The sequence below is a fragment of the Verrucomicrobiota bacterium genome (assembly GCA_021294815.2).
In the GTDB taxonomy this organism is placed as follows: domain Bacteria; phylum Verrucomicrobiota; class Verrucomicrobiia; order Opitutales; family LL51; genus LL51.
In genome coordinates, this window is sequence record CP095464.1 from 240,524 (window position 1) to 264,063 (window position 23,540).

Sequence of the window (23,540 nt, forward strand, 5' to 3'; positions counted from 1 at the left end):
TCAAACATTAAAACGAAAAATGATGACATCGCCATCCCTAACTTCATAGTCGCGACCCTCTAAACGGTACTTCCCTGCTTCCTTCGCCGCATTAAAAGAACCCGCTGCCACAAGATCCTCATAGCTCACAACCTCTGCTTTAATGAAGCCTTTTTCGAAGTCGCCATGGATAACGCCTGCGCACTGTGGTGCCTTCATCCCTAATCGGAAGGTCCACGCTTTCACTTCTTTTTCACCCGCCGTCAGAAATGAAGCAAGTCCCAAAAGACGGTAAGTTGCGCGAATGAGTTGGGCCACACCACTTTCTGGAACACCGAGATCCGCTAGATAGCGCTGTGCTTCTTCGGGTGTAAAATCAATGAGGTCGGCCTCTAGTTGGCCGCAAATAATACAGCATGCCGCATGTTGCTTTTGGGCATATTCCATAACAGATTGGGTATGAGTATTACCCTGCAATTCAGTTTCAGAAACATTACAGGCATAGAGTACGGGCTTTGCTGAAAGTAGATGAAAGGTTTTTAATAAAGCACTCTCCTCTTCATCGACGTCGAGCGAACGTGCGGGATTGCCGGCATTGAGGTGTTGTTGAAGGCGTTCTAGTAGGGCTGCTGCTTTAATCGACTCGGCATCGCCAGATCGTGCTTTTTTCAACACCTTGGCGAGCTGACTTTCAACGGATTGTAGATCGGCTAAAATGAGCTCTGTATTGACAATTTCAATATCGCGAATCGGATCAATACTGCCGGAACTGTGGACGATATCATCATTTTCAAAACAACGCGCAACGTGGACAATTGCGTCGACTTCCCGAATGTTCGCTAAAAATTTATTGCCAAGACCCTCACCTCGATTGGCTCCCGCAACAAGACCCGCGATGTCCACAAATTCAATCGCTGCAGGGACGAGTTTATCCGTTTTCGCAATGGGCTGTAAGACCTTGAGACGAGGTTCGGGAACTTCAACCATCCCTACGTTCGGATCGATCGTACAGAAGGGATAGTTTTCGGCGGGCGCACGACGCGCCCGAATTAACGCGTTAAAAAGTGTACTTTTCCCCACGTTGGGCAGCCCTACAATACCGGCCTGTAACATGCAAAAACGTTAAAAAACTACCGCTTCCCCTGGCAAGCCCATTAACGACAACAAAGCTTACGTATGCCCCAAATTCCAAGGCCACTTAACACAATATTGGGCAACCATAAGAGTAAATCCGGCCGTAGCTGGGGTCGTTTGGTAAGGAACGAGAGGAGCATCATGGTAACATAATAGCCAACACAAATCAGAAAGGCAATCGCCGCATTCGCCGAGGTTTCTCGTCGTGCAAAACGGATCGAGAGCGGGATCGCCATAAGAACTAACGCTAAAATTCCAAACGCCATCGCCGCCTTCATTTGAAATCCAACGTGGACTTCCATGAGAAGACTACGATCGTCATCCCGCTCCGCCTGATTCTTCAATGCACACATCTCGCCGTAGGTCATGTTACGGATTTTCCGCTTTTCTAAGTTGTTTTGGAAAATTTTCGCCATCGACAAACTCAGCGTCAGTTTTTCAAACGAGATGAGCGGCCATTCTTTCGCTTCGGGCTCTTGATGTTGAATGGTTCCCTGAAGTAATGTCAATTGGAGCGCATTATTTCCCGAATCGTAGACCAGAGAACCCTGTTTCGCTTCGATAAATGTTCGCATGCGATCCTTTTCATCAAATTCCCAAATGCGAAAACCGCGTAGTTGATCGCCATCAATTGCGCGGACAAACAGTACGTATCCTGGAAAATCGCGGATAAATTTCTGCGGCGCGATAAACCGTAACGGCTCTTCCCGGATAATACTTTGAATACGAACTTTTGCGGATGAAATCGCCCGTGGCGCGTAATGGAAGTTTACTGTTAAGGCCAAAACAACGCCAACAATTGATAGATACAAAATTGGTGAAAAAATTTTCAACGGCGAAATCCCCGCACCTCGAAGCGCAATGTACTCTCTGTCTGCCGAGAGCTCACCAAGCGTCAATAAGGTCGCCGACACAAAGCCAAAGGGCAAGGCGTACGCGGCCACCGAAGGCAATAACATAATGCCGAGCCACACCCCATGCGCCAATGATAGCTTGCCTTCGATGAGAAGCGTCATCATGTCCTTCATCATACGCCCCACGAGCAATAGGCCGGAAAAAAATAGAATGGAAAGCAGTAAATACCCTACAAATCGTCGCGCAATATACTGGTAAAGCTGCTTCACGTATGTTTCTCTACTTTGCGCACACCGCATAAAAACACGAGCAAATATTCTTAATAACAAATTTTTACGAACAGCGTTGACACAAGACGAAAAATTTTAGAGGGTATGCGTGTTTGATAGCCTATGGCCGATGATTGTATCGAAGTGACCGGAAAAGTTGTTGCGGTGTTACCGGGGACTATGTTTCGCGTCGCCCTCGAAAATGGACACCAAGTTTTAGCACATATTTCTGGAAAACTGAGAAAAAATTTCATCCGCCTTGCGGTCGGTGATCGCGTCCATATGGAAATGAATCCGCATGACCTCGAGCGCGCACGCATTACGTTTCGCGTTAAGAATGCGGTTGTACAAAAAAATGCTCCGATCCGTAGCTTTGGACCTGGGCGTTCTTCTCGTTAGCGATGCCAGCGACCATTGTCGCACTCGCGACACCGCTTGGGGTTTCTGCCATTGCGAAAATCCGCATCAGTGGGCCTCTTGTCAAAACACTTTGTACCCAGCATTTTCCTCAAAAACAAACACTCATTTCTCACCAGGCATTTTTAGCGCACTACACGAATATTAACGGTCAAATCCTCGACCAAGTGATTGCAATTTTTTTCGATGCCGCACACTCCTACACAGGTGAAGATGCTTTAGAGATTGATTGTCACGGGAATCCGCTCCTCATCCACCTTTTGATTGAAGACCTAATCGCTTCGGGATGTCAAATGGCGGGGCCCGGCGAATTTACGCAGCGCGCCTACCTGAACCACCACATCGATCTCTGCCAAGCGGAAGCGGTTTTGGATGTAATTCACGCAACCAACGAAGCCGCCCTAACAACGGCGCAACGGCAACTGCAAGGCGCTCTCAGTCACGAAATTACCCGCCTCAGCGAAGATCTTCTCAATCTACTGGCCGAACTCGAAGCTGCCATCGATTTTTCCGACGAAGATTTGCCGATATCCTCGGATATCCCGCTGCAAATTGAAGCCTCACTTCAACGCATCGATGGAATTCTTCAAACGCACCACTACCGCGAGCGCCTCCTTCATGGTGTTGCTATTGCGATCATCGGAGCGCCCAATGCGGGGAAAAGTAGTTTACTCAATGCTCTCCTCGGTGAAGAGCGTGCACTTGTAAGCGCCATTCCCGGTACAACACGCGATTTTATCCGCGAAAACCTCATATTGGACGGCATTTACATTCACATTATCGACACAGCCGGACTACGTGAAACTCGAGATTCCGTCGAGCAACTCGGGATCGAAAAAACGCTTCAAAACATCCGCACCGCTGATCTCTGTTTACTTGTAATCGACCAAAACGACCCGAAAATTCCAGACTCAAACATTCTTCAAGGACTCACGGAATGCATCCTCGTTTGGAACAAAAGCGATTTGCCGAAACGGCAAGAAATCAAAGTTCCTTCAAAATTGAACGATTTTCCATCCGTAACGCTCTCGGCAAAAAATCAGAAAAACATAGCGCAATTGAAATCGGCAATTTCATCCTATGTCCGGGCAAAGGCGCTGTTACCACCAGAATCGGCCATTGTTATCAACGAACGGCATCGAGAGATTTTTGAAAAAACGCGCACTTTTTTGCGCTCGGCATACGAAGCTTTCCAAAACCACCAGGCCTACGAGCTCTGCGCCAGTGATATTCGCCAAAGTCTCGAACAGCTCGGCTACATCGTCGGGCGCTACAATACGGAGGCGATGTTAGGAAAAATCTTCGAACGATTTTGTGTTGGGAAATAAGGTTTTATCCATTGTCGATGAGAACGCTATGCTTATAAAAATCCCATGGCACTCGAAAAAGTTAGGACATGTTTCCAGTGGCTCGACATCACTGATCGTATCATTGAATTTGACGCTTCCATTGCGACCGTCGCTTTAGCGGCCCAAAAGCTTCACTGCCCTCCTAGCCGTATTGCGAAAACCATTTCCTTCATGACGGATCATGGCGTGATATTAATCGTCACGTCGGGCGACACAAAAATCGATAATACGAAATATCGAACGCAATTTGGTGTTAAAACTAAAATGCTTGCGCCCGAAGAGGTCGAGCCGCTCGTTGGCCATGCGATCGGCGGAGTTTGTCCGTTTGCGATTCATCCCGAGGTAAAGGTCTATCTCGACCGCTCGCTACAACGCTTCGAAAGCATTTATCCTTCCTGTGGAAGCAGCAATAGCACGATCGAACTGACCATTTCAGAACTTGAGCGCTATTCCAATTACGTGGCGTGGATTGATGTTTCTAAGCTAATGAACTGAAAAGTAATCAGGAGGGACATTGCTGTCCCTCCCTTTGGATGGATGGTTTAACTTTGGGAAATGACTAATGTTTCGATGCCGGATTCGGCGTTAATTGGCCGACTTGCTGCGCCTCGATAATCGACTGACGGATCTGGCCTGTGAGATCAGCCACGTTTCCAGGCGAATTGGGAACAAAAATGACATTGGATTTCGAAGATCCCGCGATCTCTTTCAGCGTATCGATATACTGGATCAGAAGGACCATCTCCATAACATCCTTCTCGGTCAAACCGGGAACATTTTGAATAAATTCCTCAACGGAACCGCGCAATCCGGAGACAATTTCATAGCGCTGCCCAGCAAGACCTTTACCGTGAAGCACACACGCTTCTGCTTCGGCTTCCGCACGCTTGATACACGCTTCGGCTTCCGCCTCGGCTTGTTTTACCTTGAGAATTTTTTCAGCCTCCCCTTTTTCCGTTGCCGCAACACGAATTCTTTGCGACGCATTGATCTCATTCATCGCCGCTTTGACATTACCAGCGGGAGAAATATCCGTAACGAGCGCTTTGACGATTTCATAACCGAAATCATCCATCGCCTCTTTCAATTCTCCCTCCACTGCATCCGCAATATCGTCTTTCTTTTCGAAAACATCATCTAGATCAATTTTGGGTACCTGCGCGCGCACAACATCAAAAACGTAGGCTTCAATTTGCTTTCTCGGGTTATTGAGTTTATAAAATGCCTCATAGACCTTCGCCGGCAAAATGCGATATTGTACCGAGACCATAAGATCGATAAATACATTATCTTTCGTTTTCGTCTCGATTTTAACATCGAGTTGTGAAATCCGCAGCGATAACCGCGGGCTCAGCGTCTCAATGATTGGAATATAAAAATGTAACCCCGGCTCTAGAACGCGATTAAATGCCCCTAAACGCTCAACAATACAACACTCCTGCTGATGGATTACAGCAATAAACGCAAGCAAAACGCCTATCGTTATCACCGCACCAATCAGGACTGTCGTCAAAGTTTCCATTATTGGAATACCTCTAATGCTAAGGCGACAAAATAAGACTCAAGCTAATTTTTAACGGTTTTACAAAGTATAAGCAAAACTTATAAGTGACCTTAAAAAGTTGTTTTCTGAAAAGAGGCGCAGAAAAGCGTCGACAAAAGCACGAAAATGTGGAGGCTCTGAGGACGCATCCGCTCGGGTGGTGGAATTGGCAGACACGCCAGACTTAGGATCTGGTGCTGCAAAGCGTGAGGGTTCGAGTCCCTCCTCGAGCACCCTAGCTAAGCAGAACTCTTTTCTCAAATAATCTTGACATCCATTTTTATTAAATCCACACTCCCTTTGCTATGATTCGTTCAAGCTTTTTAAAACACTTATTGACAATTCTTTCCATCGGAGCTACGTTTCCATCTTCTGGCGCTTTTGGTAGCTCGCCCGAGGAGGAAGAGTCTAGTAACGAGAAAAGTGTTGTCATTAATCGAGTTAGTGAAGAAACTGTATTGGGTGATACTAAGATACACCGGTTTCGTATTTCTCAGGACCGTGCAGATCCTCGTCGAACGGTCATTTTCGTAGAAGATTATACAGGGCAGAAAGTGACTCTCGAGGGGGACGATCTCTCTTTTACAGAGGAACGCAAGGGGCCTGAAAATGTAAAATCCATCTCTATCGCAGGCAACTCTGAAGGTCTCGTAGAGGTTTCTCTTGTTGGTGATTCTGAAAATGAAATTTCGCGATTTTTCTATGTATCTGGTCGGCAAATCAGGATACATGTTGGTCCCTCCGGAGGATTACAACGGGCTGTTCAGATTGAATCGGCAGTTTCAAAAATCTCAGAGAGTCACAAAAGTGAAACGGTCTGGACGGAAGTCAGCGACTCTCGAGTTGAGTTCGGTAATAATGAGGATGAGGTTCCTTCGCAGTATCGCCCCTATAAGCGTTATTGGTGGGTTCTGGCTCATAAATTCCAAACGGTATCCATCAGTGGGAATGTTCGCATGGGTAACTTTGCAGTCCCAACCTATCCCACAATTGCAATCAGTGGTATTGATTTAACGCGGGAAGGGCGAGCGGGTGAGTTCTTTCCAGCCTTTGTTGTCGCAAAAATCGACGAAGAGAGTGGACTACCGAAAGTCGAAATCTTTAAAAGCAAGGACGCCTCTGAACCTATGCTAACGGTCGTAGACCACGCCCCTGTATCTCAACAAGAGAATCAGTAAACCGGCACTATGACTACCTCGGGAAGCCTTTTCTCGAGATCAAATGAGGGGCAGCCATCGACCTGCCTCTCATTATTTCACAATTCGGAAAGCCACTATCAGAGTATGGGCCTCATAGATTCGCAATGAGGCCTGTTCGGTTGTAAACACTTCACCACCTTTGAGACCAATTGAACACGGCGATTACTGTAACCCCATTTGTTATCGTGTCAGCTGACCTTAGGATCTGGTGATGCAAAGCGTAAGGGTTCGAGTCCCTCCTCGAGCACCCTAACTCAATTAAAATATTTTTCAAAATAGTCTTGATCTATGCATTTTATTCATTCACCCTCTGCTCCGATATGATCAAGTGGGGATTTTTAAAGAAATTGCTTTCAATCTCTTGTGTCGGCGCTACCGTTTTTACCGCTAGCGGGAGTACCTCCCGTACGATAGCGCCTGTTTGCAGCAAGAACTTTGTAATTCATCGGCTTAAAGAAAAAATAGTATCCGGCGAAAAAAAGGTTCATAAATTACATATCCGCAGGACAGGCGATATTCCGACTCGGACATACATTTCCATAGAAGATTTCAATGGACAAAGGGTAACTCTCGAAGGAGAGGAGATCTCCTTTACCGAAATACGCAAAACGCCTGAAAACATAGTTGCCCTCCATATTGCACACAACACTAAAGGGCTGATTGAAGTTTCTTTGATCGGGGATTCAGCCAACGAGATTACGCGATTCCTCCACGCATCTGGTCAAAAAATCACCATACACGTTGGCCCCTCCGGAGAATTTCAGAAATTCAATCGCGATAGCCATCACGGTAAGGGCAGAGTGCCTTACTCAAAAATCTCATATGGCGACACCCAGATTGGTCATAGTGCGCAGGAAGTGAATGATAAATATCGCGCCCAAGGATGCTATTGGTGGGTATTGGGTCATAAATTCCAAGACGTGTCAATCCGCGGGTACATTAGCCCCCTGTATGTAAATGACCAGATCATGGCCTATCCTCTAATTGAAATTGCGGGAATGCAATTGAAGAAAGAAGGGGTAACAACTGGATTTTTTATTCCTGAACTTATAGTCGCTACAATTGATGCGACAAGTGGTCTACCGCAAGTAGAGATTTTAGAACATAAAAAGGATAACGAGCCAAGATTGACTGTAATCGACTGCGACCCCTTGTATCGAAAAGCTCTTTCAATAGATCCCAAACAGATTCAACCTTGAAATGTGCGTAATTAATAAAAACCTGCCGAGTTATACGAGATCCGACAGGTTTGTGTTGTCGTTTTAAATTATAAAAACTTCGCTAGTTTCGAGATTAACTGCACACAGCGATTGCTGTAACCCCATTCATTGTCGTACCAGCTGACAAGCTTGAAGAAGCGATCATTGAGCTGAATTCCAGAGCCCGCATCAAAAATCGACGAAAGCCCACAGTGGATGAAATCGGAGGAAACGACCTCATCAGAAGTGTATCCCAAAATTCCTTTTAGTTCACCCTCTGAGGCTTCTTTCATCTTAGCGCAAATTGCTTCGTAAGATGTGGGTTTTTGCGTTTTTACCGTTAGATCAACGACAGAAACCGTTGGTGTTGGAACGCGGAATGACATCCCTGTCAATTTCCCCTTCACTTCAGGCAATACGAGTCCAACGGCAACTGCCGCGCCTGTCGTTGCAGGAATAATATTCGTCGCCGCACTACGGCCGCCTTTCCAGTCTTTGCGCGAAGGTCCATCGACTGTCTTTTGCGTGGCTGTGTAGCTGTGAATCGTCGTCATGAGCCCCTCTTCAATCCCAAAATTCTCTAAGATTACCTTCGTGATCGGCGCCAGACAGTTTGTTGTACAGGAAGCATTGGAAACAATGTTGTGTTCCGCGGTCAAGGTATGGTCGTTCACACCTAACACAACCGTCTTGACGCGTTCCCCCTTACCTGGAGCCGAAATAATCACTTTCTTAGCACCGGCTTGGAGATGCCCCTCCGCAAGTTCGTCCTTGGTAAAAAGACCGGTCGATTCAACCACAATGTCAACACCGAGATCCTTCCACGGCAAGGCGGTCGGCCCCTCTTTTACCGCTAGACATTTGATCTTATGACCATTCACAACGAGCGTGCTCTCGCCTTCTGCGAAAACTGTGCCGTCAAAACGCCCTTGTGTCGAATCGTACTTCAGGAGGTATGCTAGGTTGTCCGCCGGAACCAAGTCGTTGACCGCGACGACCTCAATTTCGTTCCCGAATTTTCCCGAGTCTACAATCGCCCGAAATACAAGACGACCGATACGTCCAAACCCATTAATAGCTACCTTTGTTGCCATACGGCCATTGAAACAAGTTTTTTCGTATTTCAAACCTTATTTGTCTCGCGCTGGCTTTCAATCGCTACCCAAACAAGATTCACGTCAACAGGACTAATGCCCGAAATACGCGACAGTTGACCTAAGGTTTTCGGCTGAATTTGATTCATTTTTTGACGGCTTTCATTTCGTAAGCTCTTCACCTCATCATATGAAAAATGCTTTGGAATTTTAACAAAATCAAGTTCTTGCATCTTTTTGACCTGCTTCAGTTCGCGTACCAGATACCCACCATAGAGCAGCTGATACTGTACCGCCTTCTGAACTTCGGGAAGCTCTTCAAAAAACTTTTCGGGGAAGTTTTTAAGATCATTGAGCTGCAGATCGGCAATTAAAGATTTATGTCCTTTAAGTTGCCCCATCCAAAAATCAATGCGTTGCTGCTGAATGGCAATACGCTTCGCACGTTCTAGAGAAATTAAACCATAACGTTTGGCATACTCAACGAGGCGAAACTCCGCGCTATCGTGGTTCAATAATAATCGATATTCGGCACGACTCGTAAACATACGGTACGGTTCTTGCGTCCCCTTAGTAACAAGATCGTCGATCAACACACCAATATACGCTTCATGACGCTGAAGTACAAGTGGCTGTTCTCCAAAAACTTTTGCAGAAGCGTTCACACCAGCAATAAGCCCCTGCCCTGCGGCTTCCTCATACCCCGAAGTTCCGTTAATTTGCCCTGCACAAAAGAGCCCTTCGATTTGTTTTGTTTCTAAGGTCGGCAATAACTGTGTCGGCGGCATGTAATCATATTCCACCGCGTAGGCTGGTCGGATCATTTGGGCGTTTTGAAGACCGGGAATCGTTTTGAACATCGCCGCCTGGACAGAGATCGGAAGACTCGTCGAAAGCCCATTAATATACCATTCATCTGTACCATTGCCCTCTGGCTCTAAAAAGAGACGATGCGAATCCTTTTGTGGAAATTTGACATACTTGTCCTCAATGCTTGGGCAATAACGGGGACCAATCCCGGTAATAACACCCGAATAGAGCGGCGACAAATGGAGGCTTCTGTTGATAATTTCACGTGTCGCGGCATTGGTGTACGTAATCCAACACGAACGATTTTCAGGCGTATCTTGCGGAGAACGTGCTTTGAAGAACGCCGATTGATTGCCACGTTTGAGCTTGAGGTTACGGGATTGATAGAAAGCGAAATATTGTGGATCTATATCTCCAACTTGCTCTTCACAGGCCGAAAAATCGATCGTCGAACCGCGGAGACGCGCACAGGTCCCAGTCTTCATCCGCCCCAGCTCAATCCCGTAGTGCTGTAACGACGCAGACAGATCATTTGCCGCAAAATCCCCTAACCGTCCTCCCGAGATTGGATCCATACCGATATGCATAACGCCGCGAAGGAAGGTTCCGGAGGTTAAAATAACCGCTGGCGCTTTAAACGTAACGCCAACATTGGTCACAACACCCGTAACTTTGCCGTGCACAACGATTAACTGTCGTGCCTCGGCTTGAAACAGCGATAAGTTGGGGACTCGTTCCAAAACGTACTTCATGCGTGCTTGGTAATACGCCTTGTCGCATTGTGCACGTGGGGATTGGACTGCGGGGCCTTTCGAGGCATTGAGGAGGCGGAATTGAATCGCTGTTTGGTCGGTATTGAGGGCCATCAGACCTCCGAGTGCATCGATTTCGCGGACCATCTGTCCCTTTGCTTGACCGCCAATCGCGGGATTACAGCTCATCTTAGCGATCGTATCGAGATTCCACGTCAATAATAACGTTCGTGCGCCCCGAACAGCTGCAATATGGGCCGCTTCACAGCCCGCATGGCCACCACCACAGACGATCACATCAAAAACGTTCGCGTCCACACTCATCGTCCTAACTAATCACTACACGACCTCAAGGGAATTAAAGCGGCCAGTTCGGCTTAAAGTCAATTGTATCTGTTGTGTGCACGGGATCGACGGCTGCGGCAAACGCAATCATCGAGGCATTATCGCCTGTATATTTAGGTTTTGGCAAAAAGACGGGTAATTGCATCGCCTCTCCAAGTTCTTGGACACGTTCCCGTAGCAGGCGGTTATTGGCAACTCCTCCGGATAGGCCGATACTTCCAAAATGATCATGCTGGAGCGCTTGGTGTAGTTTCCTTACTAGAACGTCGATGATCGCTCGTTGATAGCCCGCGCAAATGTCATGGAATTGTCCTTTTAATTCTGTTTCCGTTAATGCCTCGAGTCGATAGCGGAGACTTGTTTTAATCCCTGAAAAACTAAACTTCCACTCGCCATCTTGAGTAAATGCTTGCGGAAATATATATTTTCGAGCATCCCCCTGCTGCGCGTATTGTTCGATTTCTGGTCCGCCAGGATAACGCAATCCTAAGAGCTTCGCACCTTTATCAATCGCTTCGCCCGCAGCATCATCAATGGTCGCGGCCAGCACATGAATATTTAACGTCTCGTCTACAGAAGACAAAATCGTATTGCCACCCGAAACAAGTAGAGATAAATGCGGAAAGAGATTGTTTTGTTTCCGAAAGTTCAGATGTTCAATGAAGGGTGATAAAATATGTCCTCGAAGGTGATGAACTCCAACCAGCTCGCAACCTAGAGCAAGGCGTAAACTCCAGGCAAAAGCAATTCCCAAAGCCAAACTTCCTGGCAAACCCGGGCCACAGGTAACGGCAATTTGTTGTATTTTCCGAAGATCGACCTGTTTTTGAAGATCCTTCAGTAAAATGGGAAAATTCCTGAGGTGTTCTCGAGCAGCCAGCTGCGGTACTACCCCACCGTAGAGGGCATGTAAATCAATCTGCGAGCTCGTTTGTTCGTAAACAAATTGCCCCGCCTCCCATACCGCTAAGCCCGTGTCATCACAAGAACTCTCAACACCTAAAATCATGGAACCATAAAATCAGGCTCGCGGTACTCCATCTTATCCCACTGCGGTAAAAGTTGGTCTTCCGGAATATATTTTTTCGGGAAAAATTTTTCCTTACTCGAGAGCTTCATCAGAACCGGATCCTCAGGATCGACCCGTAAATATCGAACAAAACATGTCCCTTTAGGGATAGAACACGTTAATTGCGGAAACGGTACCTGATTTAAAAACCATGAGACACCTCCTAATACCAGTAGGAAGCGCCATAGGACGCTCAACAACTAGTCCTCCGGCTTCGTCTTCGGAAGCGCCGTTACGCGACGCCCTTCGGTCCACTGACCGCGCCGACGTAATAACTCAACGCGCTCAAAACGCTTTAAAACACACCGCTTCGCCGCATGTAGACTACCTCTTTGAAAACTCGGATGTTGGGACATGATACGCGTGTATTAAGGGATCACCGTTCGAAGAAGCAAGCTAAATTTCGCCCATACCATCGTCTCTGCGCAAAGAACTTGACACGCCAAAACGAATCCCTAGCCGTAGCGGAGTCTTATGTCATTAAAGATTAGATTGCAGCGGCAAGGTCGTATCCATCATCCCGCGTATCGGATCGTTGTCGCGGAGAGTACCTGTCGTCGCGACGGGAAGTATGTCGAGAAGCTCGGAACGTACGAGCCTCAAGCCCGAGGCAATACGGCACCGTTGATTCTCGATATTGACCGTGCAACCTACTGGATGAGCGTCGGAGCAAAACCAACTGAAACCGCTGCCCATCTTATTCGTCGTGCACGGAAATCGGTTACCGCAAAATAACGAATTCATCGCTTGGGTCGAATTGTGTGTCGTTGTGCGTGCTTCCTGATTTTCGGGAGGCATTATTTTTTTCTTGACACAAGCTCGATTCAGGTTTAACGCTCTCTCCAAAGGAAAATCTATGGGGTACTACTTTGAAGTTTGTTTGTTAGGGATGTTGACAGGAAGTGTTCATGCGTCGGGTGTGTATTTTTCCCCGCCTCAGAGCGATAACACGGAAGCTGTATCGATTCACGAGAAGGCCGTCAAAAGTGAAGGCCACCGGAACTTTACACAAGAGGACTTAAATCGGATCGCCAATTCTATTGAGCAGTCTGAAGAAAATCAATCGGATCCGGTACAAGCGCTCGTGCGTGCTCATCCCGAAATCGTTCTTCGCGCAACACAGCTTAATAACACGCGATTATTGGCGCTTCTGAGTAAGTGCAATGTATCCGCACGTACGATTCCCGAGATTAACACGGCCACTGACAATCAGGGCAATGGTCCTCTTCATATCGCTGTACGACAAGGAAATTTAGAAGCGCTCGTATTGCTGTTTGTCGGCCTTGGCCTAGATCCGACGTTACGCAATAACCGTGGGTTTGATGTTTTTGGGGAAGCGGCTTTGCGACAGGACAATTTCGGCAAGCTTACATTTAACATTTTAGGCTCCCATGACCTCAAAAAGGACAAATCTCCTAATTCGAGGAAATGCCGCGTTTCCGGAGCATCACTTGACAAGTCGCTCTAACTATCAATAATCGCCAGACTGTATGAAAGAGGAGATTTCTCGGAGCAACCCCGTTTTTCAGGAACAGGTTTTTCGTAGCGTTCAGAGTAGCCCGTTTGAGGTAGTGCAAACGATGACCGCGAGCGGTGTATGTAAAAAAACCTTTATATTGCTCGGTTTACTTCTGATGACAGCAGCCTTCGCGTGGTTTCGGCCATGCCCTCCGGAAGCGCTCTGCCAACAGATTATTCTATTTTCATTGATTGTATTTGGTCTTTGCATCGCTGTTCGCCTTTGCCCTCCTCAAGCCGCACGGATTATCGCGCCGCTTTATGCATTAACAGAGGGATTTGTGTTCGGCGCGATTTCGCGAATCGCAGAATTGAGGGTTCCAAGTGTCGTTTCGCAAGCTGCACTTTCAACGGTTGTTGTTTTAGCAGTTATGCTGTTCATGTATCGTCGGGGAATCATCCAGCCGACACAAAGGTTTACGCTTGTCGTTTTCTCGGCGACAGTTGCGATCGCAATTACTTATCTTCTGAGCGCTCTATTTAGCGCATTTGGTGGGGGCGGATTTTCATTTCTCCACGGAAACTCCTTACTCGGCATTGGCGTTAGCGCTGTTGTTTGTGTTGTTGCGGCGCTGAATCTCATTCTTGATTTTGGGTTTATCGAAAACCAGATTAAGAATGGTGCCCCCAAGGAGATGGAGTGGATTGCAACGCTCGGCCTCTTTGTCACACTTCTGTGGATTTATATCGAAGTCCTCGAGCTATTGACGAAGCTCCATAGCCGCGATTAGCTCCAAGACGAAAAGTTCCCCCCATGCGCCTCCTCGTCATTAAGCCTTCTTCGCTCGGCGATATCGTTCACGCGATGGTCGTTGTGAGTGAACTTAAACGTCAGCGACCAGAGGTCGTCGTCGATTGGATCGCTCGGGATTGCTTTGCCGAACTCGTTAGGGCTTCGCAGATCGCACAACGGGTGCTAATTTACGAACGTCATGGCGGTTTGTTATCGTTTTTCCGGCTACTTTCGCTGATCCGCCAAGAGACCTACGACTGCGTTTTCGATATGCAGGGCCTGGCACGTAGCGGTATTATGACACTTTTTGCAAGATCTCCTCGAAAAATCGGACGCAAAGATGCGCGCGAACTCTCGTGCTTGGCATACACTGAGACAGTCCCATATCCCGGTGCAACGCATGCGATCGATATTCTTAAAGAATTCCTTACGACTGTCGATTGTAGCAACGAGATTTCCGGGATCGTTCCGGAATTCGAACACGTCATGTCGCCAAAATACACGGAATTTCTCAAAGAGCAAATCCCACAAAGACCCTTCGTTTGCCTCTTTCCCGAAAGTCGCGTGTCTGAAAAAGAGTGGCGGCATTTTTCAAAACTCGCCGAACTTTTACTGTTATCGGAACCAAATCTCAACCTCCTTATCCTTGGAAGTCCCTCGCACCTTAGATTTCATTGCGAAAATTCTCGCTTATTTGACTTTCGCGGGCAAACGTCGCTAACCGACATCGTCTTTCTCATTCGGCATGCAAGTCTCGTGATCGCAAACGACAGCGGCCCCATGCATATTTCAGCCGCTCAGGGACGTCCAACGCTTGGGTTGTTCACCATTACGGATCCACTCCGCTTCGGCCCTTATCCTGTTTATCGCAAATCTAATGTCGCCCTACGCCTCGAAAATAAGCCTAGCGAAATCGACCTCGTCGCTTATACCGCAATCGAAATGCTCAACGATCTTCCGGGACGCGATCGGAAATTTTCCTTGTAAAACAGCGCCCAAATGCTTCACCTAAAACGCATGGAATATGAAGCCGTGATTGGGTTAGAGGTCCACGTTCAGGTCAAAACGGCGACGAAATTATTCGCACGTTCGCGCTACAGTTACGGTGCTTCAATGAATACACTGACGGATCCCGTTGTTCTTGGACTTCCAGGCGCGCTACCGGTACTCAATCGCGAAGCGGTACGGCAGGCTATTCGGACAGGGCTCATTTTTCACTGTACAATTCCGGAAATCACGCGTTGGGACCGAAAAAGCTATTTTTACCCGGATAACCCCAAAAATTACCAAATTTCGCAACTCGATCAACCGATTTGCAAAGATGGTTTCGTCGAAATCGAGCTTCCGGGCCCCGCTCGAAACATTATAGGCGAACATAAAAAAATTGCGCTTGATCGCATTCAACTCGAAGAAGATGTCGGGAAACTCACACATGACGGCGATCAGAGTCTCATTGATTTTAACCGTGCGGGCGTCCCGCTTTTGGAAATTGTCTCGCTTCCCGCAATGCGCTCTGCCGAGGAGGCGTTTGCCTATTTGACTTCGCTCCGCATGCACCTCGAGTACGCCGGCATTTCCGATTGCGATATGGAAAAAGGCCAAATGCGTTGCGATGCCAATGTCAGTATCCGCCCCAAGGGGCAGACTGAGTTAGGTACAAAGGTAGAACTCAAGAATCTCAATTCGATTTCCGGCGTCAAAAATGGGATCGCCTATGAGATTTCGCGCCAACAAAAAATTCTATCAGATGGCGGACATATTATTCAGGAGACGCGAAAATGGGATGCTGAAAACGGTATTTCAACCTCGATGCGGACCAAAGAAACCGTCGATGATTATCGCTATTTCCCAGATCCAGATCTCGTCCCTCTTCACATTGCGCGCACTTGGGTTGATGAATTGAAACAGACACTTCCGGAATCCCCATTCGAAAAACAAGAACGCTTTTTTGCCGACTATAGCCTGCCCTACACGATCACCTCGGTCCTATATCCCAACGCAGAGCTGTGCGCCTACTTTGAAGAGGCTGTTCAGTGCTATGATCGTCCAAAAGAAATCGCCAATTTCATCACCAATGATCTTTTACGTGAGCTTTCAGATGCACACTTGAGCATCACGCGTGAAAATTTTCGGATATCTCCACAGCAACTTGCCGACCTTGTATGCATCACGGAGGCGGGGACAATTTCCAAACAAACGGCTCAAAATGTCTTTGCTGAGATGTTCCAATCGGGTAAAGATGCGAAAACCATTATCGATGAAAAGGGCCTCGCTCAGCTCTCGGATACGGCAGCGCTAACAGATTTTTGTCGTGCAGCAATTGAAAATAATCCGAAGGCCGTCAACGAGTACCGCGCAGGGAAATTAACAGCCATCAATGCCTTAAAAGGTAACGTGATGAAAAACACACGTGGCCAGGCCGATCCGGCGCTGACCGATAAAATTCTCCATCAACTTTTAGACCAATAATGCAGCTTATCGATACGCATTGTCACCCCGATTATTTCGGCGATCAACTGCCGGCAGTTGTACAACGCGCTTCGGAAGCCTTCGTAACAGAGATGATTGCTTGCGGAACGAACCCCGCAGACTGGCCTATCCATCTCAAAAACGCGACAACTTACAGCAATATTCACTACACTGTAGGCATTCACCCAACGAACATCGACAATACTTGGGAACAAAATCTCGAGGTACTGGAAACATACTGCGCGAAAACTCCAAAACCGGTTGCTATCGGCGAAATTGGCCTCGATTATCACGAAATTACCGGTGACACAGCGGCCATCATTGCCTCTCAGAAAGAAGTTTTTCGTCAACAACTACTGATAGCCAAAAGGTACGATTTGCCCGTTGTCGTTCACTCGCGTAATGCTTTTGATGATTGTTTGACAATCATTGAACAGGCAAAAGTTGATTGGCATAAAATCGTCGTACATTGTTTTTCTGAGGGTCCAGGGGCGATCAATCGTCTCAACGCCCGCGGTGCGCGTGGATCTTTTACAGGCATTATCACGTATAAGAGTGCCGAAAATGTTCGCCAAGCGCTTCTCACACAAGGCATCGAACGCCTCATGCTTGAAACTGACAGCCCTTATTTGGCGCCAGTTCCCTATCGTTCCAAGCAAAATGAACCTGCATACGTTCGTGCCATTGCAAACTTTGCCGCGAATCTGCTCAGGATTTCCGAAGAAGAACTCTCCAGTATAACAACGCGCAATGCTCGAGCATTTTTCAATCTGTGATGTTTAAAGATTCAAGTACCCCCTCTTCGGCGATAAAGCGCTTACTCATTTTGCTCGGCTTATCTTTAGCGCTTATAATCTATGTCGCACACGAGCACAGTGCGTCGCTCTCGTTAGCTGATGTTTTATTACTCGGTACCATCCAAGGCCTTACGGAATTTCTACCAATCTCTTCGAGTTCACATCTTCTATGCACGGAAGCACTTTTAAACATTGATGGATGCTGTAACAGCGGGCACTTTATTGCCACGGAAACCCTATTTGCGCTCGACGTCATCTTACAGCTGGGAACCGTGCTTGCCGCACTTGTCTTTTTCCGAAAAAAAATCTGGCAGTTATGGAGTGATTTCCACGAAAAACTTCGTATTCCCAAGAAACGATCCCCTTTTTTAGAAAACGAACTCGTTTTATTAGGGGTTGCCTTTGTGCCACTCGGCGTGATGGCTTTTTCGTTTCAACACGCAATCTCTGCATTTCACCAATTGCACATGATCGCTTATGCGCTTATCGCGGGTAGTGTTCTAGCGATTGTAGCGGAGTTGTCTTGTCACCCTAAGAACGGCCAAACTTATACACCTCTGGCATTATGGCAAGCGCTGTTCATCGGATTTTGGCAATGTCTCGCACTTATCTCCGGGATGAGTCGTTCCCTGACCACGCTGATTGGTGGATATTTTTGCGGCCTGAACCGTTACTCCGCAGTCACTTTTAGTTTTCTCCTTGGAATGCTTTCTTGCTTAGTCGCAACGGTTGCAAAACTATGGGAGGATTGGCACTTATTAACACAACAACTTTCGCTAACGACCTTTGTTGCGGGCACTTTATGTACCTTTAGTGTTGCGCTTTTGGTAATTCGGCCGTGTTTACGTTTTCTCGTCCGTTATGGGCTATGGATCTTTGCGTTTTACCGCGTGGTACTCGCGGTGATTATTTTGCAGCTTCGGTAGCGTGGCGCCTCCACCCAGACTCGAACTGGGATTAACGGTTTAGGAAACCGCGGTTCTATCCCTTAAACTATGGAGACCTACGCGCAAGCAAATGGAATTTCGTCCGATGTCAACGCTCCTCGTGCGAGGGTTCATCTTGCTGTTGACGGCGTTGTTGACGCGGTTGAGCAAGATCGTTTGCCTCATGCTGTCCTTCAAACTTGATATGGACATTGGAAACGCGATCGACGCGATCCATCAGAAAATTACGCAAGCTTTCCTGGCCTGCCTGCAAAAATTCCAGCGAATTAGGATTTACCGAAACAAACGAAAGTGATAACGCCGTACCGTCACGCGTAATCGAGACCTGTGTCCCGGGTAAAATATTTTCCTTAAAGACGATTGTGACTTCTTGTTTCGCCGCCAACGCCGCCTCGGTAACCATCAATCGCTCGATAATCGCGTTACCGATGCTAGAAATACGCTCCGCCGCTACAACCGTACGATTATCCGATATACTTGTTAAACTCGATAGCACCTGTTCGGCATAATTAGCGACAATCTCCTCAGGTTGGACGACGATTTCCTCTTGTCCAATAGTTAGTGTTTCCGACTCCCGCTTTATAACTGTTATAGGGCTTGTTGTATCCTGATGTTGGGGGTCGATTTCCTCGTTTTTTATGCTTGCATTATTACTTTTTTTCATTACAGGCGCAGCCGGCACGACCTTGCTCTCCGGCACGACCTTGCTCTCCGGCACGACCTTGCTCTCCGGCACGACCTTGCTCTCCGGCACGACCTTGCTCTCCGGCACGACCTTGCTCTCCGGCACGACCTTGCTCTCCGGCACGACCTTGCTCTCCGGCACGACCTTGCTCTCCGGCACGACCTTGCTCTCCGGCACGACCTTGCTCTCCGGCACGACCTTGCTCTCCGGCACGACCTTGCTCTCCGGCACGACCTTGCTCTCCGGCACGACCTTGCTCTCCGGCACGACCTTGCTCTCCGGCACGACCTTGCTCTCCGGCACGACCTTGCTCTCCGGGGTTACTGCTCCATTAAATTTCTCCTCTGAAATAGATGCATGATTTTTTACCTCTGATGCTCCGACCGTAGTGCCCTTTTCATCCAACATGAAACCTTCCTGGCTTTCGGACCTAGAAACGGGCACCTCTTTAGTGTCATCGGATTCAAATACCTTAGTTTCTTGAACGGGAAATGCAAGATCTACATCCTCACCAATATCGGATTTTATCAGTTCTGAAGCGCTATTATTACCCTCCTTCACCGACCTCTTCGATGTACCTTCAACTGGTTCACTACCGGTACCGCTCTTCATAACAGATGCAAAGCTTCCGATATTTGACTCGTCAGTCGTGACGCTGGCCCCTCCCAATAAACGTGCAACTTCCTCGTGATCGGATGGCATGGTCTCTGAAGCACTGTCACCTTTGTCCTTCGTCGCTTTTTTGAACGTTCCTTCAACTTGTTCACTCACTGTACCGCCGTCCATAACCGCATCAAAGACGTTGATATCATCTGCGTCTGGTGCCCCGTAACGTTGCACGCTGGACTCCGTCATCGGTGACGGTGCGCGATTCATTTCCCCTTGGTTTACTTTTATCCCACTCATATCTTTTCCCTAATTAAAAATTCTTAACGTCGCTTCGCCGGTAAGTCCTCCATCTCCGCATCCGCCGCGCGCTCCTCTTCAATGCGAACCTGTTCGCGCCACACATCCTTCATCGTCTCGATCTTATCAATGTTGCGCTCGGCTTCGCGTAGAGCTTTTCGACTTTCCTCTAGGTGCTCCTTCGCTTTATCACAGGCTAAAATCGCATCCTCAACGCGCTTCATGTAATCGAAAATTTTATTCTGTAACTCTTTGATGAGAAAGTTCAGATTATCGATCTCACGCTTGTTGATGCTCTTGCGCATAACCTGATCGTAGAGCCGTTGCGACTCCTGAATGACAAATAATTTGTAGTCCTCTAGCTCCTGCTGCGCTTTGACAATCGCCTGTTCCGCTTCGCGTACGAGCTGCTGCGCCTCGTGAAGCACCTTCTCCGCACGGTCTTTGCGGATTTCACGAACCCGTAACAGGTCGTCTAACTCGTACTTCCGCGCCATTACATCCCAACGACCTTCTTTAACATCTCGATCGTCTCATCAAAGGTGTTACACTCATTACGGCCCTGCTTGAGAAAGTTATTACACGCGTCGACACGGTCAATTGCCTCATCAGTCACCGCATCTGAACCCCGCTTATACTCACCGATACGGACAAGTAGTTCGACTTCACTGTATTTGGCTAAAATTGTCCGCAACTTACTCGCTGCCGCCTTATGTTCTTCCGAAGCAATTGCCGCCATACAACGACTAATACTCGCCAAAATATCGATCGCCGGATAGTGGTTCGCCGCACCGAGTTTTCGAGAAAGAATAATATGTCCGTCTAAGATGGAACGTGTTTCATCCGCAATCGGCTCCGTCATATCGTCACCTTCAACTAGGACGGTATAAAGCGCTGTAATCGAACCTTTGGCAGACTGCCCGGCACGCTCCATGAGCTTCGGCAACTCCGAAAAGACTGAAGGCGGAAATCCACGACGAGCAGGAGGCTCACCCGCCGCAAGACCAATCTCACGTTGCGCACGACCAAAACGAGTAACCGAGTCCATCATCAAGAGGACCTTTTTGTTTTTATCACGAAAATATTCCGCAATGGCTGTCGCAACATAAGCCGCCTTAAGACGTTCCATCGATGAACGGTCCGAGGTCGCAATGACCAAAATCGCTCGCTTCATGCCCTCAGGGCCAAGATCTTTCTCAACAAACTCGCGGACCTCACGACCACGCTCACCGATCAGCGCCAAAACACTGAGCTCTGCTTCGGTATTGCGGATAATCTGCGACAAAAGCGTACTTTTACCACCACCAGCCGCTGCGAAAATTCCAAGACGCTGCCCTTCACCACAGGTTAACAAGCCATCGAGTGCACGTACTCCCAATGAAATTGGTGTCGAAATCGGCGCACGCGACATCGCTGGCGGCGGGCTCGCATAAACCGGATAATACGTTTCCGGAATAAATTCTCCCTTCTCGGCAATTGATTCCGCCGTTACACGCCCCAGTCCATCGACAACACGCCCTAAAAGATCATCTCCGACACCAACGGTGTGTACATCTCCCGTTGGAATCACCTCCGTTGCCGAGGAAACACCACGCAATTCCCCTAACGGACTCAAAATGGCGGCTTGCTTCTCAAATCCGACAACCTCTGTCCAAACTTCTGTTTCCTCCCAAGGTGTTCGTAAAATACACAGTTCTCCAACTTTTACGTTCGGGACCATCGCCTTGATAATGGTTCCCAAAACTTGCAGAACCTTACCCTTCGTCTTAACGGTCTTTGTCTCCTCAAGCAACTGGTCGAGGGTTACTGTGACGCGGTCGTAGGGGTTCGACGAAACAATTGTATTGGGGTTTGCCATTACGCTTCCTCGTTTTCGTTGTCGGCATCGATTTCCTCAACCTTGTCCTCAGTGGCTGTTGCCTCTTTTGTTTTAGCTTGAAGCTCTGGTGCAGGCGGCTCAGACGAAGATACCAACAGGCTTTTTTCGGCTTTTTTGAATGCTTCCGTAATGGCATTCATCTGAACTTCAAGGCTCGCGTCGACGACACCAATATCGGTCTCCAAAATACAAGTCCCGGGCTGGAGGCGCGAATCAGCAACGACTTCCAAATAGTCGACAATGCCATCCGCCATGACTTTCTCCATTTGACTGCGTACGATACCTGCATCTCTGGGCGATACTTTTAAAATGGCTTCACTCTGGTTTTTAACCGCTTTGAGGGCCTGGCGTGCAAGCGATACCATCAACGTCTCTTGGTCGACTTCTCCTAAAATTCGTTTGAGTGCCTTAAGTACAAGGCCGACGATGTTGTTTTCAAGCTGTTTGATATTGGCGCTATTTTTGATCGATGCTTCGGCTAACTGCTTTGCGAGTGTCTCCTTCCCCTGATCAAAACCGTCTTTGTAACCTCGCTTTGCCTCCTGCGCGTAGTACTTTTTCGCTTCGGCGAGAATTTCTTGGCGCTTTTTTTCAGTTTCCGCTAAAAGCGTCTGGCTCTTTTGGTTGGCCTGCTGGATGATCGTTTCGGCATTCTGATTTGCCTGTGCAATAAGTGATGCAACGTTCTCATTCGCCTCCGTTACGAACTGCGACACTTGTCCATTGGTATCAGAAACGAGTTTCTCGCACAGTTCGCTCGCGTACTGAATCAGCCGATCGTTCTCCTGATACGCCTCTGCGACTGCACGCTCCGCCTCGAGGTACATACCGTAATCGTGGCACTTAAAAACCTTTCCCTGCGATAATAATTTAAACTTTGACCGATTGATCTGTAACATTGCTATGCCCTCACCATCGCGACAGCGACACTGCCGTCATCCTTTAGCGCCCGCTTTACGACGCGTTTAATAAACTCAAAACAGTACCCGGGATCTTCATCGGCATTGTGCCGAAAGTCCCACCCAAAATTTTTCGGAAATTTCATTTGAAAACGCCGTAACATCGCTTCCGAAAGCCCCGATAATGCCATGCCGATCAGGGAACGTCCGGTATTCAACATGCGCTCAACGAGATTTCCTCCTTCGACCTGAAAATGTTCCGCAACGACTGACTTCACAAATAACGGCGCATTGCGGATTGAAAAAGTGTAGGCGTCATTTCCTAGTGCATGCTTGATCGCCAAAATTTCGCGCCCAATAATCGTCTTCCGGACCTGTTCCGAAAAACAGATACCGCCAATATATCCAATAATGCGCTGAATTTCTTCCGCTGAAAAAAGGCAGAGATACGAACGCGGTTCCGAGAAATCGTACACATCCTCCTCCAACTTCAGTGCTTCCCTCGCATATTGGATTGCCGCACATCGCAATTTTGGCGAAGCTGCCAACGGACGTAACACCGACATCGGCAAGTCTTGAAGGTGGTCGTCATGCGCGTAGGCGAGCATCCCGTTATTGAACTGATAGATCTCCCGGAAAAGGTTTTCGCGATGCTGCCGTATCAAGGTTGTGACGTAATCGAGCGCTTCCATG

At 47.9% G+C, this 23,540-nt stretch carries 25 protein-coding genes and 2 tRNA genes; 13 read left to right on the plus strand and 14 right to left on the minus strand.

The genetic code is table 11. The features are described 5' to 3' along the window. Both ychF and LW808_001040 read right to left on the minus strand, forming a co-directional pair. Positions 1-1,092 carry a redox-regulated ATPase YchF gene (gene ychF / locus LW808_001035; protein ID UPA28640.1) on the minus strand — a complete coding sequence of 364 codons (1,092 nt, stop codon included), beginning with the start codon at positions 1,090-1,092 and terminating at the stop codon, positions 1-3. Between the two features lie 41 nt (positions 1,093-1,133). Then, complete coding sequence (locus tag LW808_001040; GenBank protein UPA28641.1) at positions 1,134-2,267, minus strand: LptF/LptG family permease; 1,134 nt, start codon at positions 2,265-2,267, stop codon at positions 1,134-1,136. Positions 2,268-2,360: 93 nt separating this feature from the next. Here LW808_001040 and infA point away from each other — a divergent pair, with 93 nt between their 5' ends. Genes infA through LW808_001055 form a run of 3 tightly spaced genes read left to right on the plus strand, consistent with a single transcriptional unit; the run spans position 2,361 to position 4,498 of the window. Next, a complete protein-coding gene (gene infA / locus LW808_001045; protein ID UPA28642.1) occupies positions 2,361-2,636 on the plus strand; it encodes a translation initiation factor IF-1 in 276 nt (91 codons plus the stop codon). Between the two features lie 2 nt (positions 2,637-2,638). Next, the gene (gene mnmE, locus LW808_001050; protein UPA28643.1) at positions 2,639-3,982 is read left to right on the plus strand and encodes a tRNA uridine-5-carboxymethylaminomethyl(34) synthesis GTPase MnmE; all 1,344 of its coding nucleotides are present in this window, start codon (positions 2,639-2,641) and stop codon (positions 3,980-3,982) included. A gap of 45 nt (positions 3,983-4,027) precedes the next feature. Beyond that, positions 4,028-4,498 (plus strand): YbaK/EbsC family protein, encoded by a 471-nt coding sequence (locus LW808_001055; protein ID UPA28644.1) that lies wholly within the window; start codon positions 4,028-4,030, stop codon positions 4,496-4,498. Positions 4,499-4,562: 64 nt separating this feature from the next. On the opposite strand, the gene LW808_001060 is transcribed toward LW808_001055, so the two are convergent. Further along, positions 4,563-5,525 (minus strand): SPFH domain-containing protein, encoded by a 963-nt coding sequence (locus LW808_001060; protein ID UPA28645.1) that lies wholly within the window; start codon positions 5,523-5,525, stop codon positions 4,563-4,565. 172 nt (positions 5,526-5,697) lie between these two features. Between LW808_001060 and LW808_001065 the strand changes: the two genes are divergently transcribed. The 3 genes from LW808_001065 (at position 5,698) to LW808_001075 (ending at position 7,944) form a co-directional block, all read left to right on the plus strand. Continuing rightward, a tRNA-Leu gene (locus LW808_001065) sits at positions 5,698-5,779 on the plus strand. A gap of 72 nt (positions 5,780-5,851) precedes the next feature. Then, a complete protein-coding gene (locus LW808_001070) occupies positions 5,852-6,724 on the plus strand; it encodes a hypothetical protein (GenBank protein ID UPA28646.1) in 873 nt (290 codons plus the stop codon). Positions 6,725-7,065: 341 nt separating this feature from the next. Continuing rightward, positions 7,066-7,944 (plus strand): hypothetical protein, encoded by an 879-nt coding sequence (locus LW808_001075; protein ID UPA28647.1) that lies wholly within the window; start codon positions 7,066-7,068, stop codon positions 7,942-7,944. Positions 7,945-8,012: 68 nt separating this feature from the next. On the opposite strand, the gene gap is transcribed toward LW808_001075, so the two are convergent. Genes gap through LW808_001100 form a run of 5 tightly spaced genes read right to left on the minus strand, consistent with a single transcriptional unit; the run spans position 8,013 to position 12,370 of the window. After that, positions 8,013-9,038, minus strand: a complete 1,026-nt coding sequence (gene gap, locus LW808_001080) for a type I glyceraldehyde-3-phosphate dehydrogenase (protein ID UPA28648.1) — start codon at positions 9,036-9,038, stop codon at positions 8,013-8,015. A gap of 29 nt (positions 9,039-9,067) precedes the next feature. Then, complete coding sequence (mnmG, locus tag LW808_001085; protein UPA28649.1) at positions 9,068-10,924, minus strand: tRNA uridine-5-carboxymethylaminomethyl(34) synthesis enzyme MnmG; 1,857 nt, start codon at positions 10,922-10,924, stop codon at positions 9,068-9,070. Between the two features lie 34 nt (positions 10,925-10,958). Then, positions 10,959-11,954 carry a tRNA (adenosine(37)-N6)-threonylcarbamoyltransferase complex transferase subunit TsaD gene (gene tsaD, locus LW808_001090; GenBank protein ID UPA28650.1) on the minus strand — a complete coding sequence of 332 codons (996 nt, stop codon included), beginning with the start codon at positions 11,952-11,954 and terminating at the stop codon, positions 10,959-10,961. Further along, complete coding sequence (locus LW808_001095; protein UPA28651.1) at positions 11,951-12,211, minus strand: hypothetical protein; 261 nt, start codon at positions 12,209-12,211, stop codon at positions 11,951-11,953. Before LW808_001095 ends, tsaD begins: the two co-directional genes overlap by 4 nt. A 3-nt stretch (positions 12,212-12,214) precedes the next feature. After that, the gene (locus tag LW808_001100; protein UPA28652.1) at positions 12,215-12,370 is read right to left on the minus strand and encodes a small basic protein; all 156 of its coding nucleotides are present in this window, start codon (positions 12,368-12,370) and stop codon (positions 12,215-12,217) included. Between the two features lie 118 nt (positions 12,371-12,488). Between LW808_001100 and rpsP the strand changes: the two genes are divergently transcribed. From rpsP to LW808_001135, 7 genes are all read left to right on the plus strand, one after another. Beyond that, positions 12,489-12,749: a 30S ribosomal protein S16 gene (gene rpsP / locus LW808_001105; GenBank protein ID UPA28653.1), complete on the plus strand. Its 261-nt coding sequence runs from the start codon at positions 12,489-12,491 to the stop codon at positions 12,747-12,749. A 121-nt stretch (positions 12,750-12,870) separates the two neighbouring features. Then, the gene (locus LW808_001110; GenBank protein UPA28654.1) at positions 12,871-13,482 is read left to right on the plus strand and encodes a hypothetical protein; all 612 of its coding nucleotides are present in this window, start codon (positions 12,871-12,873) and stop codon (positions 13,480-13,482) included. Between the two features lie 22 nt (positions 13,483-13,504). After that, entirely contained in the window at positions 13,505-14,263 is a 759-nt protein-coding gene (locus tag LW808_001115; protein UPA28655.1) for a Bax inhibitor-1/YccA family protein, read from the plus strand. Positions 14,264-14,286: 23 nt separating this feature from the next. After that, a complete protein-coding gene (locus LW808_001120) occupies positions 14,287-15,252 on the plus strand; it encodes a glycosyltransferase family 9 protein (protein ID UPA28656.1) in 966 nt (321 codons plus the stop codon). A 30-nt stretch (positions 15,253-15,282) separates the two neighbouring features. Then, a complete protein-coding gene (gene gatB / locus LW808_001125) occupies positions 15,283-16,734 on the plus strand; it encodes an Asp-tRNA(Asn)/Glu-tRNA(Gln) amidotransferase subunit GatB (GenBank protein UPA28657.1) in 1,452 nt (483 codons plus the stop codon). Further along, positions 16,734-17,510, plus strand: a complete 777-nt coding sequence (locus LW808_001130; GenBank protein ID UPA28658.1) for a TatD family hydrolase — start codon at positions 16,734-16,736, stop codon at positions 17,508-17,510. Before gatB ends, LW808_001130 begins: the two co-directional genes overlap by 1 nt. Continuing rightward, a complete protein-coding gene (locus tag LW808_001135) occupies positions 17,510-18,457 on the plus strand; it encodes an undecaprenyl-diphosphate phosphatase (GenBank protein ID UPA28659.1) in 948 nt (315 codons plus the stop codon). The genes LW808_001130 and LW808_001135 overlap by 1 nt, the downstream gene beginning before the upstream one ends. A 2-nt stretch (positions 18,458-18,459) precedes the next feature. Here LW808_001135 and LW808_001140 read toward each other — a convergent pair. From LW808_001140 to LW808_001165, 6 genes are all read right to left on the minus strand, one after another. Continuing rightward, positions 18,460-18,534 (minus strand) — tRNA-Arg (locus tag LW808_001140). Positions 18,535-18,566: 32 nt separating this feature from the next. After that, positions 18,567-20,069, minus strand: coding sequence for a hypothetical protein (locus LW808_001145; GenBank protein UPA28660.1), 1,503 nt, complete (start codon positions 20,067-20,069; stop codon positions 18,567-18,569). Between the two features lie 23 nt (positions 20,070-20,092). After that, on the minus strand, positions 20,093-20,566 hold the full coding sequence (locus LW808_001150; protein ID UPA28661.1) for a type III secretion protein: 474 nt from the start codon (positions 20,564-20,566) through the stop codon (positions 20,093-20,095). After that, the gene (gene sctN / locus LW808_001155) at positions 20,566-21,927 is read right to left on the minus strand and encodes a type III secretion system ATPase SctN (GenBank protein ID UPA28662.1); all 1,362 of its coding nucleotides are present in this window, start codon (positions 21,925-21,927) and stop codon (positions 20,566-20,568) included. The genes LW808_001150 and sctN overlap by 1 nt, the downstream gene beginning before the upstream one ends. Continuing rightward, complete coding sequence (locus LW808_001160; GenBank protein ID UPA28663.1) at positions 21,927-22,847, minus strand: HrpE/YscL family type III secretion apparatus protein; 921 nt, start codon at positions 22,845-22,847, stop codon at positions 21,927-21,929. Before LW808_001160 ends, sctN begins: the two co-directional genes overlap by 1 nt. 2 nt (positions 22,848-22,849) lie before the next feature. Continuing rightward, entirely contained in the window at positions 22,850-23,539 is a 690-nt protein-coding gene (locus LW808_001165) for a Yop proteins translocation protein K (GenBank protein UPA28664.1), read from the minus strand. Position 23,540: the final 1 nt, after the last annotated feature.